This is a genomic window from Acinetobacter sp. (assembly GCF_041919735.1).
Taxonomy (GTDB): domain Bacteria; phylum Pseudomonadota; class Gammaproteobacteria; order Pseudomonadales; family Moraxellaceae; genus Acinetobacter.
The window spans coordinates 1-14,690 of the sequence record NZ_JAYRTF010000032.1 but is presented as its reverse complement, the minus strand read 5'-3'; the positions used below and the strand labels follow the sequence as shown (position 1 = coordinate 14,690).

Sequence of the window (14,690 nt, the reverse complement as noted above, 5' to 3'; positions counted from 1 at the left end):
TTCATGTGGATGCATCCGCTGCTGCACTGGCTGGGCTAACTGCAGATATGATCAATCAAACTGTACAGGATGCGATGTCTGGTCGAATTGCTACGCAAATTGCACAATCGGCTGATAGCATTGGTGAAACCCCAGTCCGTGTTTGGGTGCCGGAAGAGCAAAGACAGACTTTGCTGGATTTGCAGAATCTTACACTGCATTCGCCGAGCGGTCTGACAGTCCGGTTGCAGGATGTGGCAACGCTTGAGCATGTTGCAGGGCAGTCAGAAGTCATGCGTGAGCAAATGCAGCGTATGGTTGCAGTCACAGCTCGAATCAATGGACGGGATTTAGGCTCAGCTGTTGCAGATGTTGAAAAAATCGTGAATGCGAAAGGTTTTTTACCCGCTCAGATCCGTGTTGAAATGGGCGGCTTATATGCTGAACAGCAAAAGGCTTTTAAAGGGTTAATGGTGGTCTTTGCTGCAGCGGTTTCTCTGGTATTCTTGCTGCTGCTGTTTTTATATGAAAGCTTCCGTGTGGCTTTCTCGGTCTTGCTTATACCGTTATGCGCCGTATCGAGTGTGTTTATCGGCTTGTGGTTAACAGGCATTGAGCTGAACATTTCTGCCATGATGGGGATGACGATGATTGTAGGTATTGTCACGGAAGTGGCGATTTTCTTTTTTTCAGAATATCAGCATTTGCGTGCTCAGTCAGAACAGGAGATGCGCAGTGAAGATGAGCAGCCGCCAAGCCATTTAACGCAAATGTTTACGCTGGTTGAAGCTGGGAAAAACCGTATGCGTCCGATCGCCATGACGACATTAGCAGCTATTTTAACCTTGCTGCCTTTAGCATTTGCTTGGGGCGAAGGCTCTGCCATGCAGCAACCCTTAGCGATCGCGATTATCTCTGGACTGATCGTGCAGTTCCCATTGGTACTGATTGTGATGCCTGTGGTCTTTAGTGTGCTGTCCAAACATCAAAAATAAGGTTAAAGGAAAATACAGCTGCTACTTTTAATTAAGGAGATGTGTATTTTCTTTAGCAAAGCTAGTTTATGGCAAGGCTTTGCTTATGTACGCTTGAAAACAGACATTGGCGGGAGCAGGGCTGGAGGTGTTTTACACGGCCAAATCAAAGCCAAATCAGCACCATTCAATCCAAGATGTACCTTATGTCCTAGATATTCAGAAAGGTTTGCAGCAGTCGGTGCAAATTTTGAATTGATGCAATGAAAGCATTTCGAAAGATGCCTTCAGATTTCAGCTGCAAGAGGCTTGGCTGCATAATCCTATCGCCAAAGGCTTATTTAGGTTGTGCGGGGAAGTTCTCATTTTAAAATCAAAGCCTGACAAAAATATAAGCCGCCTGATCATGTGATTAAGCGGCTTATATATTTAGAAAAGATTTGCATACTAAAAATATCAAAGGGATTACTGAATATTCTCCGGCAAATCAAACCAAATCACTTGCGCATCTTCCAGCGCTTTGATTTCCGCAGGGTCAATAAATGCAATAGCGTCACCCGCATTGACCGTATGTTCAGCCATTTGAACAGCGCCTGAAATCACATGGATATAATTCACATGCTGCGTCGCCTGAATGTCCAGGCTTTTGCCTTGAGTGATGAACGCTGTTTTTACCTCAGCTTGCTGGCGGATATGCATCGGCGCATTGTCATTGGGCCCAACAATCAAATGCCATTGATCCGGCTGATCGCGCGGATCGCATTTAATCTGCTGATAAGCCGGCTCTGCATTGCGCTCATTGGGAATGATCCAAATTTGCAATAAATGCACCTGCTCATCCCCTTGGTTCATTTCGCTATGCCGAACCCCCGTGCCTGCGCTCATCAATTGCCATTCACCGGCAGAGATGCCGCCATGGTTGCCCATGCTGTCTTTATGGGTAATGGTGCCTTTTAACACGCAGGTTAAAATTTCCATATTGTCATGCGGGTGCTGGCCAAAACCTTGATGGGCGGCAATCAAATCATCGTTAATGACGCGCAGTGCGCTGATACCCATATGTTTAGGGTCATACCAGCTGCCAAAAGAAAAGCTGTGTTTAGATTCCAGCCAGCCTATTTTGACATGGCCGCGTGCATCACTGCGGTGCAGATAAGCATTCATGTTTTTTTACCTTTAATATTTTTAACTTGAAATCAGTTTAATGTTTTAATTCCAGATTAAAAATAGCGAAAAGGCGATACAGTGTTGCATATTTGAGATGAATTTTGCCTTTATATTAAGGCTGTTTCAAATTGCAAAAACGCTGTCTGAACTGCGGCCAGCTGTAGCTTTTACCGGTTGCATAATCCTTTAAAAAATTTTCATATAATGCAGATTGCCGCTGCAGCCAAGGGTTGCCCCAATGCACATTTTGAGCTGCGGCCTTATCATGGTAAACCCAGTAATCATCTAAGCAGCTGCTGGATGCCGGCGCCTGACCTTTATTGGCTTCAGCATATTCATCTTGCATGTTTTCAGCATTTACACCGCCGTGATCTGTTTTTATATCTGCCCGTTCGCTCGGAGTCAGCAGGCGGTTTTCGGTGTGCTTGGTTAATTTTCCATGCGCATATATATAGCTGTACTCAATATTATACGGGTTCAATGTCTGATAGACCCCAGGCGTGCTGGTGGTATATTCAATACTGCTGTTTTCATAATCACCGGTCTTCTCATTCAATTTCGGGCCAAAGCCCAGGCCGTTTTCCAGTGATGGCGCAGTAAATTGAGTGCGGTGCAGGATTTTTCCCTGCTTGGTCACTTCAATGATTTCATAACTGCTGCGGTAAAAATGGCTTTTAAAATTTGGATTTAATGCAATATTCCGCGCCATTTCCGCAGGCGTATGGAAATACCGGCTGCGGAAAATCAGCACAAGGTTTTTATCGTGCGGCTGAATGCTGAACAGCTGATGGTCTTTGAGCTGATGCTGCAATTGCGGCTTGAGGATAATCGGCTGCATGGCGGCGCCATAAGACTGAACGAGGGCAAAATAATTTTTATTGCCCACGCTGGTATACAGCAGCGCCGGGTTGGCTGATTCTGATAGCGGATAGTAGCGCACGGTATTTTGGCCATTAATGACAAAATAGCGGGCATTTCTTAAAAAGTACTGTGACGGATCTGCATGCGGATTGTATTTTTCATCCCGAATCTTTTTCTGATCAGACCAATTTTCAGGATAGATCGAACCATCTTCATTATCTGATTCTGCCTCAATATGGATGACATTTTGCACTTGTATTTCAAGTTCAGCGTGGCTTAGACCTGAGATAGACGTCAATAAAGCCAAGGCCAGCGAGGCGTTTAAAATATAATTTTTTGAAAAATAAAGCATCATTAAGCAATCCGGAAATAATTTATGATTATGTGTTTTTAAACAGCTAAGATTTTGAATTGTAATATTAAAAAATTTATATTTATTATCAAGGATGTAAAAAAGGCGCTTCAGCGCTAAGCTGAAACACCTCAATAAATGACTTTAATTCATCATTCTAAGAATTTAACAGTGACGCCGGATTTCACTTTTTTACCCAAGTCGTTGGCATCCCAGTTGGTCAAACGGATACAGCCGTGTGATGCTGTTTTCGAAATCGCTGAAGGGTTCGGTGTGCCGTGAATACCAAACGATTTTTTGCTCAGGCCAATCCAGATGTTGCCGACAGGGCCGTTTGGACCAGGCGGCAAAGACAGCGCTTTCAAGTTTTTACCTTGAACAAAGTTGCTTGGTGAATAGCTGTACCAAGGATTTGGCGCAACGCCCGTCACTTTATATGTGCCTGTCGGTGACGGCGTGTCTGAACTGCCGATGGTTGCAGGGAATGAGCCGATCATTTGGTTGCGGCTGTTAAATAAATACAGCTGTTTAGCGCCTTTGTGCGCCACGATCAAATGGATGTCTTCGGGCACTTCATTACGGATATTGGCAACAATGATTTTTTCACCGGCTTTTTTGAACGTCGCATTAGGATTCAGTTTCTTTAAGAAATCTTCATCCATATGGAATTTTTCGCCCAGCATTTCGGTTACGCGGGTATAGTACAGGCCAGGCATTTTGGCTTGCAGCGCGTAGTCATGCGGAATAGATTTGGCATATGGGCCTTTCAAATCCGCATCGGTAATGGTGTACTCAATAAATGCCGGCTTGCTGCCTTGCTGTGCAAGCAATGCATTCCAGGTTTCTTGCGTCAGTGTGCCTGTCGGTTTCAGGCCGCTCATTTGCTGGAATGAAGCGATGGCCTTTAAGGTATTTTTGCCGCTTGAACCGTCAATTGCGCCCGGAGAAGCATGCGCATTGTTCAGCATGACGTGCGCGCGCGCATAGACAGGGAATTGGCCTTTGCCAATATCTTCAAACCATTGCGCATTGTTCAAGCCGTCCAGGGTCCAAGAGGCTTTGGCTGCAGAGGTGCTGCCAGCAGACGCTTTAGGTGCGGTCTTCGCTGCGGGAGCTTCGCCGACATCTGCGGTTTGATCTTCAGTTTTTTGCAGATCATTGAGTGTTTGAGACGCTTTATTTAAGTCTTGTTGTTCTTGCGACGTAATTTGTGCAGTTGCAGATGAGGCCGAATCGGCAGCAAGCGGATCAATAGGGTCTTGAACAGCGACATCCGTAATAACTTTTGGATTTAATGGTTGTTCAGCAGTAGTTGCGGCGAAAGCTGTACCCGCAAATATGCAACTTAGGCTCATTGCGAGCATTGTGCGAACGAACATGTAACTCAACCTTAAGAATTATTCATTTACAATGTGAAAAACGTTTGCAAGTATTGCAGAAAATCTTAGCTGATGCAGTATTTGTTTTGTGTAAATATCATATTCATCTTTAATAATAATTGATTTTTCAATTTCCAAGAAATTACTCAATTTGAAGGGATTTTGTTATGATGTTGCCAAGTTTAAAATAGATGGAAGAGTAAATGACGGCCCTAAAAAATGATCGTTTCCTGCGTGCATTGCTGCGCGAGCCAGTAGATGCCACACCGGTATGGATGATGCGTCAAGCTGGCCGTTATTTACCAGAGTACCGCGAAACGCGTGCCAAAGCCGGGGACTTTCTGTCTTTGTGCAAAAATACCGACTTTGCCTGTGAAGTGACCCTGCAGCCGCTGCGCCGCTATGATTTGGACGCAGCGATTCTGTTTTCGGATATTTTAACTGTGCCGGATGCGTTAGGCTTAGGTTTATATTTTGAAGCAGGCGAAGGCCCTAAATTTCATAAAACCGTGCGTACAGAGCAGGATGTTGCCAATCTGCCGGCATTTAACGCAAAGTCAGATCTCGGCTATGTGATGAATGCGGTGAGCGCGATCCGTTCTGCTTTGGGCGGCCAAGTTCCGCTGATCGGCTTTTCTGGCAGTCCATGGACTTTGGCCACTTATATGGTTGAAGGCGGTTCCAGCAAAGATTTCCGCTTTACTAAACAGATGATGTACGCGCAGCCTGAAGTGCTGCATGCCTTGCTGGACCGTTTAGCTGTGGCTGTTATCGATTATTTGAATGCGCAAATTGACGCTGGCGCGCAGGCTGTGCAGATTTTTGACAGCTGGGGCGGGGCATTGGCACATCGTGAATATATCGAATTTTCATTGAATTATATGCAGAAAATTGTTGCCGGCTTAAAGCGTGAAAAGGACGGCCGTAAAATTCCGGTGATTTTATTCACCAAAGGCGGCGGACAGTGGCTGGAACCGATGATTGCCACAGGTGCAGACGCATTCGGCCTGGATTGGACAACGCCTTTACATGCTGCGCGTCAAACCGTTGCAGGGCGCGCAGCGCTGCAAGGCAATTTAGATCCAGCAACCCTTTACGGCACGCCGGAGTCCATCGCAAAAGCCACCAAAGCGATGCTGGATGATGCGTATGCCAATGGTGAAAAAACTGGCTATGTGGCGAATTTAGGCCATGGCATCACTCAATGGGTTGATCCGGCCAATCCAAAAGCCTTTATTGATACCGTGCATGAATACAGCGCGAAATATCTTTAATCAGGACTTATTTGGGCGTTTTGGAATTCGATGTTGATCTCTGTGTTTAAATCATGTTTTGAATTCTCTTATAAGGCAGCTTCGGCTGCCTTATTTGGGATATTGCTGCTGCTGGCGTTCGTGCTGACAGCTTCAATGGGCAGCCATGAATTTTATGGCTTTTTCCGTTATGACTATTTGCTGTTTTATGCGCTGATAATTCAGGCTTGCCTGCTGTATCTGAAATTGGAATCGTGGGCGGAAGCGAAAGTGATTGCGCTGTTCCATATTATGGCGATGGTCATGGAAATTTTCCTGACCCATCCGCAAATCGCCTCGTGGCAATATCCGCAGCCTGCAGTCTTTAAAATTTTGACGGTGCCTTTATTTGCCGGCTTTATGTATTCGGCTGTGGGCAGTTTCTTTGCCCGTTCACTGCGGCTTTATCAGGTTTCTTTTGAAAAGCTGCCCAGCTTTGCCAATATGCTGTGTCTGGCGCTGCTGTCATACATCAACTTTATGAGCAAGTTTTTTGTGCCGGATATCCGCATGCTTTTATTTGCATGGAGTGCGGTGATTTTTTGGAAAACCAAAATTAAGTTCCAGCTGCAGCAGCATCAATTTCAGCTGCCGATGCTGCCGATCCTGATGCTGCTGGCATTTATCATATGGATTGCTGAAAATATCAGCACATTTTATAAAATCTGGCTGTATCCGAGTCAGGTCGATGCCTGGCATATGGTGGGCTGGGGCAAGCTGGGATCATGGTATTTATTGCTGCTGCTCAGTTTGGTGCTGGTGCTGAAAATTTTGGGCACACGCTTGGAAAATGGCGCATGGGCATTAAAAAAATAGTCTAAACAATAGTTTATTATTTAAACAGAGTTTTAGGGTAAATTTGCTTTGCGTTCCTTGTCATATAACGGTAATCTGCAAAAGTACAAGAAAATGTGTACATTTTTTAATAATTAAAAACATTGGAAATAATTTCCTGGAGAAGCGCTATGTTAAAAAAATTAGCTTTAGCTGCAGTTTTGGCGGCAGGTTCTACCGCTGCTTTCGCTGACCGAGACGCAGGCTGCGGTATTGGTTCTCAAGTTTGGGCTGGCCAGTCAGGTAAAGTTCCAAAAATTCTAGCGGCGACAACCAACGGTCTGTTTGCCAACCAGCTATTCGGTATTACTTTCGGTACGTTAGGCTGTAGCGGCACAGGCACAGTAACTGCGCAGGCGGTGACTTTCACCAATGAAAACTCTGAATCTTTAGCGCGTGACATGGCGGTAGGCCAAGGCGAAAGCTTAAACGTGCTGGCGGAGCTGTTGAATATCAAAGCGGCGGATAAAGCGCATTTCTTTGCAGTCTCTAAAGCCAATTTCGCGAAAATTTATTCAGCTGAAAACACCTCTTCTGTTCAAGTGCTGGCTTCATTGCAAAATGTGATGGCGCAAGATGACGTATTAAAAGCATACGTTTAAGCGGTTTCAGCAAAACCCTGTCAGACCGGCAGGGTTTTGCTGTCTCTGCAGGTATTGAAAATTTTTCCAGATGATTAGGCGTTCATGAAATTAATTGCGTTGTGCTGTATTTTTGCTGTCTCCAGTTTGGCTGCTGCCCAAAACCAAATAATTCAAACAGATGAAGATTCAGCGGATGCCCGCACAGCAGATGCCTATGCCGCTAAAGCGCAGCAGATGCAGCTGGCAGAACAGGCCACATGGAAAAGGCTGATGTATGCCGATGCACGCGGGCAGAGTGAAGTCAGCTATGCCGGTTATTTTCTATCAGCAGCAGGCCAGCATGATGTGAAGCAGGAATTGCAGGCGGATATTCAAGCGCTATTCCAGCCCACAGCGCCAAATCAATCAATCCGCTGCCGTTTTCCTGCCCGCAGCCAATGGCTGATGACCCAGCTGCAAATACAGCCAGAGCAATTGCCGGCAGTGCAATGTCCTGAATTGGATGATTGGTTTGGAAAAATTAAGCCCTATAAAGCCACATTGATTTATGCCACAGATTTTATGGGCAATCCCAGCTCGATGTTTGGCCATACCTTGCTGCGGATTGATCCTGAAAATCAGAAACAGCTGAATCTGGTGTCCTATGCTATTAATTATGCCGCGACCGTAGCCAATGCCGATGGCTGGTCATTTGCATGGAAAGGCTTGACTGGACAGTATCCCGGTGAATATTCCCTGATGCCGTATTACCGCAAGGTGAAGGAATATGGCGATTTTGAAAGCCGTGATTTGTGGGAATATGAACTGAATTTATCGGAAGCGGAGACGCAATTTTTAGTCAAGCATATTTGGGAAATGCAGAAAGTCACATTCCCTTATTATTTTGTCAGTGACAATTGCGCCTACCGTTTGCTGGGCTTGCTGGATGCTGTGCGGCCTGAGCTGAATCTGAAAGATCAATTTATAGTCGATGCGATTCCCATAGAAACCATACGCGCGGTTGAGCGGCAAGGCTTAGTCGCGGATACGGTGTACCGTCCTGCACTGGAAACCCAGCTGCTGGCGCAGGCCCGGCAGCATGGCCAAGCATTGGCCAAAACGGCGCATCAAATGGCATTCGCAGAACCTGCGCAGATGGCTGGGCAATTGGCGCCCTATACTGAAATGGAGCGGGCTAAAATTTTGGAAATGGCCTATGACGATTTATATCTGCATTTAACTTCACGCAAAGTGCAGGGGGATTTTGCCCAGCCGCGCCTGCGCCAGCTGCTGGTTCTGCGCAGTGAAATCCAGCTGGATAAACAGCGCAAGGATGCGCAGCGCCCTGCTGCAGATCCGACGCAAGGGCATCATGCCAAAAATATCTCGCTGAAAGCCGGGCAAGTTCAAGGCGATTCATTTTTTGAACTGGGCCACCGTCAAGCCTATCATGACCTGATGGACCCGCAGGGCGGTTTCCGCACGGGAACACAGCTGATGTTCTGGGATGGGGCGCTGCAATACCGTCAGGATCGGCTGAAATTGGAACATTTTGATTTTCTATCGGTCAATTCATACAACCCGGTTACACCATTTAAAACACCGCTGTCTTGGGGCTTTAATTTTGGCTGGCAGCAGGAGGCGCTGCAGGACAACGGGCAGTTCAGCGATGAGCAGCAGCATGGCGCAGCCAATCTGAATACGCAGGCGGGCTACAGCTGGGCGAATGATGAACGCACGCATCTGTGCTATGCGCAGCTGCAACTGCATCTGCAAGGCAGTCAGGCGCTGGATCAGGGCTGGCGCGCAGGGGCAGGGCCGGCGCTGGGCTGTCAGAATATCTGGTCAGAGAAAATCAACAGTTTGGTGCAAGTCGAGCTGCCGTATTGGGCAGATCAAAATCAATGGAATTTCAGGTTAAACAGCCATATTCAGTATGCGCTGAATCCGCAAAATGCGCTGCGGCTTAACTGGGAATACCAGCAGCAGAACGGTTTGGATTGGAATAAAGCCGGAATGGAGCTGGTGCATTATTTTTAAACTGCCGCGCTGAAATGATTCGGCTATACAGCATATTGAATCCATATCCTGTGCAGATCGGCATGTTTTAGAGCGGTCGATAGCGCGTATTGCTGGAAAAAATACGGCTGCTTATCTCATGCTATCTCTGTTTGCCATGGCCTGCCGTTTTTATGCATAAGCCGCCCATCATGCGTGATTTGCATGGAGAGCACTGCGGTTAATTCATTGCCTAACGCATATATTATAAAATTAAAATCATTTTTACATAAAAAAATAAAGCAATAATATATTGTCTTAAAATATAAACAAATTCTATACAGTTCACATATTTGTGTATAATTTGTGAATTATCATTTAATTTTTGGGGCAATAGCCCTTGCTGGAACTCGAAGTATGAATACTGAAAGCATCGCTATGCTTGCGAAACAATGGCAATCAATTTGCAATCAATATTCATCGCAGATGCTTCAGGAGACGTTCCAGTTCATCCAGCAGCATGCTGAAGTTCTAGTCTTAGAATTCTACAAAAATATGCTGCTGGAAAAAGAAGCGTCATTTTTTTTATCGGATGATATGGTGCAAAACCGCCTGACCAAAACGCTGAATCAATGGCTGCTGGAAAGCTTTAATGCGCCGTTGTCCGGAAATTTTGAAGAGGTCGCGGCCAAACATCAAATGGTCGGGAAAGTGCATGCGCGGATTGGTATTCCATCCTGGCTGATTATGCGGGGTATCCGTGAAATCAACAAGAAGGTTTTCAGCCTTCTTGCCGGCAGGCAGCAGAATGATGAACTGCATTTTCAAATGACCGATTATATAGTGCAGCTGCTGGGTTTCAGTGCAGAAATCATGTGCCGTTCCTATGAAGTCAATATTGAAAAAAATAACGATATTAAACATACCTACCGCTTATTTTCCGCCATGCAGGATGTTTCGGTTCAAAAAGACAAGCAGCGCAGTTCCTTGCTGGATTGGGAAAATGAGCTGATGTTTAAAGTCTTTTCTGATTCCAGCCGTTTTATGCATGCCGCTTTATCCAAATCAGAGTTCGGCTTATGGTTTATTCATAAAGCGGCTTATGCGTTTGGCGGGTCTGAACCGGTGGAAGAAATTGTGCAGCGCATCTATGCAGTCGATCAGCTGAATGCAGATGTGCAGCAGCTTCAGCAGCGCGAAGATAAGATCCAGCTGATTCAGCAGATACGTGAAAAAAATCGTGAAATTCAGCATTTGATTGATCAGCTGTTTCAAGTCGCGGAATATATTGATTCGGGCAATGATGCTTTGACGCAGCTGCTGAACCGCCGCTATTTAGACACGATTGTTGCGCGTGAAGTGAATTTCTCCCGGAAAAATCATTCACCTTTGTCTTTGCTGGCGATTGATGCCGATTATTTCAAGCGGATTAATGATAAATATGGCCATGCTGCAGGCGATTTGGCGCTGCAGTTTATTGGCGAAGTGCTGCTGGAGACGGTGCGGGGCAGTGACTATGCATTCAGGATTGGCGGTGAAGAGTTTTTGCTGCTGCTGGTGGACAGCAATTTAAGCCGCGCCCACGAGATTGCTGAGCGCATCCGGAAACGGGTGCAGGAAACTGCAATCCGTTCGAATATCGGTGTCAATTTTAATTTTACAGTCAGCATAGGCTGCGCTTTGTATGATGGACATCCGGATTATCAGCGCTTTTTGGATACAGCGGATGCGGCGCTGTATGCGGCTAAAAATAGCGGACGCAATAATGTTTATTTGTCGCAAGTTTAATATTTTTGCAGTTGAGCCTAGCCATGCGGCCCTGCAATCAGTTTTTCATTTTCAGCGATAATGGATCATTAAACAGCCGCGCTGGCTGCAGCCGTTGTTCTGCTGAATTTTTAGCTTTTCATCTTGAAAATTAGGGTTCTGTACTTTTTGCCGTCCATGGTTTTTAAGATGGCTGCGCACAATTGTTATCAGCAGAACTGCAGCAACATGCTGAAATTGGGCCTATAAAATCTTCAGCTGTTTTAAGCTGTTGATCACCAGTTCTTTGCGGACAGCCGCCTGCGTTTCATTGGCCATTTCGATGTTCAATGAAAATGCAGTAATCTTGCCTTTATTATCTTCAACCCAGCTGGTATACCAGCCTACTTGCGGCTCGGCATCCATGGCCCAGCCGCTTTTGGCATACAGAGATTTATCATTGAGGCGTTCAATGAACAGCATTTTTGCCACTTGCTGCTGCGCCTGCTTGCTGAATGGCAATTGCGAGTGCGCCAGCTGATCGGCAAATTCGGCTTCCTGCCTTGGGGTGATTTTTAAGGGGCCGGCTAGCCAAAAATTATCCACCTGCGTGCCAATTTCAGCATTGCCAAAGTTTAGCCGCTTGACTTCCTGCGCCATCAGTTCCAAACCAATTCTGCGCGCCAGCTCCTGATAAACCGGTACTGCAGATGCGCTCATAGCTTGCGCCAAGCTCAGATCTTTTTCTCAGGCCGGGAAGCTGCGTTTTTCACCATTCCATTTAAATACTTCATCTGGTGAGGTTTTTTGATGCTCAATGCCGATCAGCGCATTCAGCATTTTAAAGGTGGAGGCGGGGATAAATTGCTGATCAGCACGCTGCACGGCATTGCCATAAACATGCGTTTCTTCACCATCTTGAATGATTAAAACACCCTTAGTATTGGCTTGATTAAACACATTGCGGATGGTCGCAGCATTTGTCAAATGGCTGGTATAGGAGTGCGGATCATTGGACAGCGGCGCATCAGCACAGGCATTGAGAAGCATGATCGGCAGGCAAAGGCCGCAGAATTTGATTAAAGGGTTCATCCATTGAACTCTGAAGATGGCTGAAATTACTATTCCTGTAAAATCATTTAATTACAGCGCTATTCATGTGATGAATCTGTAACTGAACCGATGTTCAGCCTGCGATTGAGGGCTATCAATGCAGGCTGAAATTCATTCACTGAATATGATGCTGAAAAACCAGTCTTTAAAATGCCGCTGTGAAAGGTTCAGTGTTTTACCATCGCTCTTAAACTTGCACATTGACGTAGTATTTTTTTACCGCTTCAACAACTTCAAACGTGCCTTCAAAACCCGGCGGAATAATGCCTGCTTCGCCTGAGCCAACGTCAATCACAGTATTCGAATGTTTATGATGAATGCGCACACGGCCCTCAATTACCGTAAAAAATTCCTGCTTGTTTTCTGCAAACACAATATTCCAAGCGCCTACTTCACAGTGCCAAATGCCGCAGTCCATATTGGGATGTTCATACAGGCTGTAGGTATGCCGTTCTGGGTTGCCTTGAACGAGGCGCTCCTTGCGCGGAAAATCTACTTCACGTTCGCTTTGGGTTTGACCTTGACCCGCTAACCATATTGCTGACATAAGCACTGCCTTGAATTTCTCAGAATGATCAATCGATGAATAAAATACGATTTAGAAATAAACCCGCGTAGTGTAGCGATTATTGGCAAATAAAAAAGCCCCAACATTCGTTAGGGCTAGTGTGCAGCTGCTATGGATGGCCTGCGCCAGTATTTAAATTATCAGGCAGGCACATCAGCTGCTTCCTTATATCTGCAGCTGATTAATAGCTTTCAGGCACAGCGCTGAGGAATTCGCGGCGTTCTTCTTTATTGGTTTTGAAATCGCCAACAAAAGAAACAGTACGGGTGGTCGATTCCTGTTTGCCGACACCGCGCATCATCATGCACATATGGGCAGAGTCAATCACGACGGCAACACCGCGTGCAGCTGTCACTTCTTGCACCGCTTCAGCAATTTGCTGGGTCAAATTTTCTTGGATTTGCAGGCGGCGCGCGAACATTTCGGTAATGCGGGCAAATTTAGACAGGCCTAAAACATTGCCTTCAGGCAGGTAGGCAATATGCACACGGCCGTAAAAAGGTAATAAATGATGTTCGCAGAGTGAATAGAACTCGATATTTTTGACAAGCACCATTTCACGGTTATCAGAAGGGAAGACTGCGTTATTGGTCACTTCTTCCAATGTTTGGCTGTAGCCGGATGTTAAATAGGAGAAGGCTTTAGCAGCACGCATAGGCGTATCTTTTAGACCTGGGCGATTAAGGTCTTCACCAACGGCAGTAAGAATGTTAGCGTAGGATTGCTGCATAGACATAAGACGTGTTCACTTACACTGAGAGATTGAACAAGGACGGCATTGTAGCAGAAAACTATTGCAATGCCTCCATTTAAGGAAAAATCCGATTACTGTTTGAACTTTGGATTTTTTTCCGCGCGTTTCAGCAAGACCAGCACTGCGCCTGTTCCGCCCTGATTTTCAGGCGCGCTGACAAAGGCCAGCACATCGCGGTGCTGACGCAGCCAGCTGTTGACATGGGTTTTTAAAATGGCTTCAGGCCCTTTGCCATGCACGATTTTCAGCACATTTTCATTGTTGTCCTTGGCCATTTGAATAATCTGCAGCACAGCGCTGCGCGCATCTTCAATGGTGCAGCCATGCAGGTCTACAGCTTCAAACCAGCGCAAATTTCCGGCTTTCAAATCTTCAAAAACGCGGTGCTGCAGGGTGGCAATGCGGTAGCTCAGCTTGGCTTGGCTTGCCACAGGATTGAGCATGGCTTGCGTATCAGACAGCAAGGCATCATCCGTTTCCATTGGACCAATCGCTGCTGCGCGCTTTGCTAAGGTCTGCGCATCCGGTTTTCGTTTGACGGCCGTTTTGACGGTTTTTGCGGTATTGCCAGCCGCCATTTTTTGCACGCCTTGCATTTGTTTGCGGAAAAAGTCTAAGTCTTCCTGCTGTTCCTGTTCGGGTGTTTTTTCTATAGGCGCAACCGGTTCTGGCGCGGGCGCCGGCTTGCTGATTTGCTTTTTAAATGCATTCAGTAAGTTATATTGTTCTTTGGACAGCGAAGAATCGTGTTTGCTCATAATAGAAAAACAGGGAGAGTGCAAAATATATTGCTAAATTATAGTCCGAAATGGCCTGGATTTGAACTGAGATAGCTTAATTTTGCTTTAAGGATTATTTGGTTCAAGTAGTGAATATTAAAAAAAGTTTAATCTAGATATTCATTTATCAGTCGTCAAACTTCATCTAACATGCCTCAACGTTCTTGAGCTTGCGGCCAGCCATTTTTATCTGCTTGGGTTAAGTAACCCGAATCGCGGATAAGAAATAAACTTGAAAATAAGAGGACTAGAGCCATCAGTTGAGTTACCACACAAAACTCACAACTCTAGTCCTAATGTTCAATAGTACCGAATTATTCTGCGTAATTGA

12 protein-coding genes and 1 pseudogene are annotated in these 14,690 nt (G+C 45.8%); 6 read left to right on the top strand and 7 right to left on the bottom strand.

Features of this window, described 5'->3' with window-relative positions:
* Window positions 1–5 precede the first annotated feature (5 nt).
* Window positions 6–974, top strand: coding sequence for an efflux RND transporter permease subunit (locus ACE3T3_RS14690; RefSeq protein ID WP_374668220.1), 969 nt, complete (start codon window positions 6–8; stop codon window positions 972–974).
* 444 nt (window positions 975–1,418) lie between these two features.
* Here ACE3T3_RS14690 and ACE3T3_RS14685 read toward each other — a convergent pair whose 3' ends face one another.
* From ACE3T3_RS14685 to ACE3T3_RS14675, 3 genes are all read right to left on the bottom strand, one after another.
* The gene (locus ACE3T3_RS14685; RefSeq protein ID WP_374668218.1) at window positions 1,419–2,117 is read right to left on the bottom strand and encodes a pirin family protein; all 699 of its coding nucleotides are present in this window, start codon (window positions 2,115–2,117) and stop codon (window positions 1,419–1,421) included.
* 115 nt (window positions 2,118–2,232) lie between these two features.
* Window positions 2,233–3,336: a hypothetical protein gene (locus ACE3T3_RS14680; RefSeq protein ID WP_374668216.1), complete on the bottom strand. Its 1,104-nt coding sequence runs from the start codon at window positions 3,334–3,336 to the stop codon at window positions 2,233–2,235.
* 149 nt (window positions 3,337–3,485) lie between these two features.
* The gene (locus ACE3T3_RS14675) at window positions 3,486–4,712 is read right to left on the bottom strand and encodes a L,D-transpeptidase family protein (RefSeq protein WP_374668214.1); all 1,227 of its coding nucleotides are present in this window, start codon (window positions 4,710–4,712) and stop codon (window positions 3,486–3,488) included.
* Window positions 4,713–4,915: 203 nt separating this feature from the next.
* Between ACE3T3_RS14675 and hemE the strand changes: the two genes are divergently transcribed.
* From hemE to ACE3T3_RS14650, 5 genes are all read left to right on the top strand, one after another.
* Entirely contained in the window at window positions 4,916–5,986 is a 1,071-nt protein-coding gene (gene hemE / locus ACE3T3_RS14670; RefSeq protein ID WP_374668212.1) for a uroporphyrinogen decarboxylase, read from the top strand.
* A gap of 30 nt (window positions 5,987–6,016) precedes the next feature.
* The gene (locus ACE3T3_RS14665; protein ID WP_374668210.1) at window positions 6,017–6,820 is read left to right on the top strand and encodes a DUF817 family protein; all 804 of its coding nucleotides are present in this window, start codon (window positions 6,017–6,019) and stop codon (window positions 6,818–6,820) included.
* 149 nt (window positions 6,821–6,969) lie between these two features.
* A complete protein-coding gene (locus tag ACE3T3_RS14660) occupies window positions 6,970–7,440 on the top strand; it encodes a DUF3015 family protein (protein WP_374668208.1) in 471 nt (156 codons plus the stop codon).
* A gap of 84 nt (window positions 7,441–7,524) precedes the next feature.
* The gene (locus ACE3T3_RS14655) at window positions 7,525–9,441 is read left to right on the top strand and encodes a DUF4105 domain-containing protein (RefSeq protein ID WP_374668206.1); all 1,917 of its coding nucleotides are present in this window, start codon (window positions 7,525–7,527) and stop codon (window positions 9,439–9,441) included.
* Window positions 9,442–9,816: 375 nt separating this feature from the next.
* Complete coding sequence (locus tag ACE3T3_RS14650; RefSeq protein WP_374668204.1) at window positions 9,817–11,187, top strand: diguanylate cyclase; 1,371 nt, start codon at window positions 9,817–9,819, stop codon at window positions 11,185–11,187.
* A gap of 222 nt (window positions 11,188–11,409) precedes the next feature.
* Here ACE3T3_RS14650 and blaOXA read toward each other — a convergent pair.
* The 4 genes and pseudogenes from blaOXA to ACE3T3_RS14630 form a co-directional block, all read right to left on the bottom strand.
* Window positions 11,410–12,237, bottom strand: a pseudogene (gene blaOXA, locus ACE3T3_RS14645) (class D beta-lactamase).
* 208 nt (window positions 12,238–12,445) lie between these two features.
* Window positions 12,446–12,805: a cupin domain-containing protein gene (locus tag ACE3T3_RS14640; protein ID WP_374668202.1), complete on the bottom strand. Its 360-nt coding sequence runs from the start codon at window positions 12,803–12,805 to the stop codon at window positions 12,446–12,448.
* A 202-nt stretch (window positions 12,806–13,007) separates the two neighbouring features.
* On the bottom strand, window positions 13,008–13,556 hold the full coding sequence (gene folE, locus ACE3T3_RS14635; RefSeq protein WP_374668231.1) for a GTP cyclohydrolase I FolE: 549 nt from the start codon (window positions 13,554–13,556) through the stop codon (window positions 13,008–13,010).
* A 95-nt stretch (window positions 13,557–13,651) separates the two neighbouring features.
* Window positions 13,652–14,338 carry a Smr/MutS family protein gene (locus tag ACE3T3_RS14630; RefSeq protein ID WP_374668200.1) on the bottom strand — a complete coding sequence of 229 codons (687 nt, stop codon included), beginning with the start codon at window positions 14,336–14,338 and terminating at the stop codon, window positions 13,652–13,654.
* Between the last annotated feature and the right edge of the window lie 352 nt (window positions 14,339–14,690).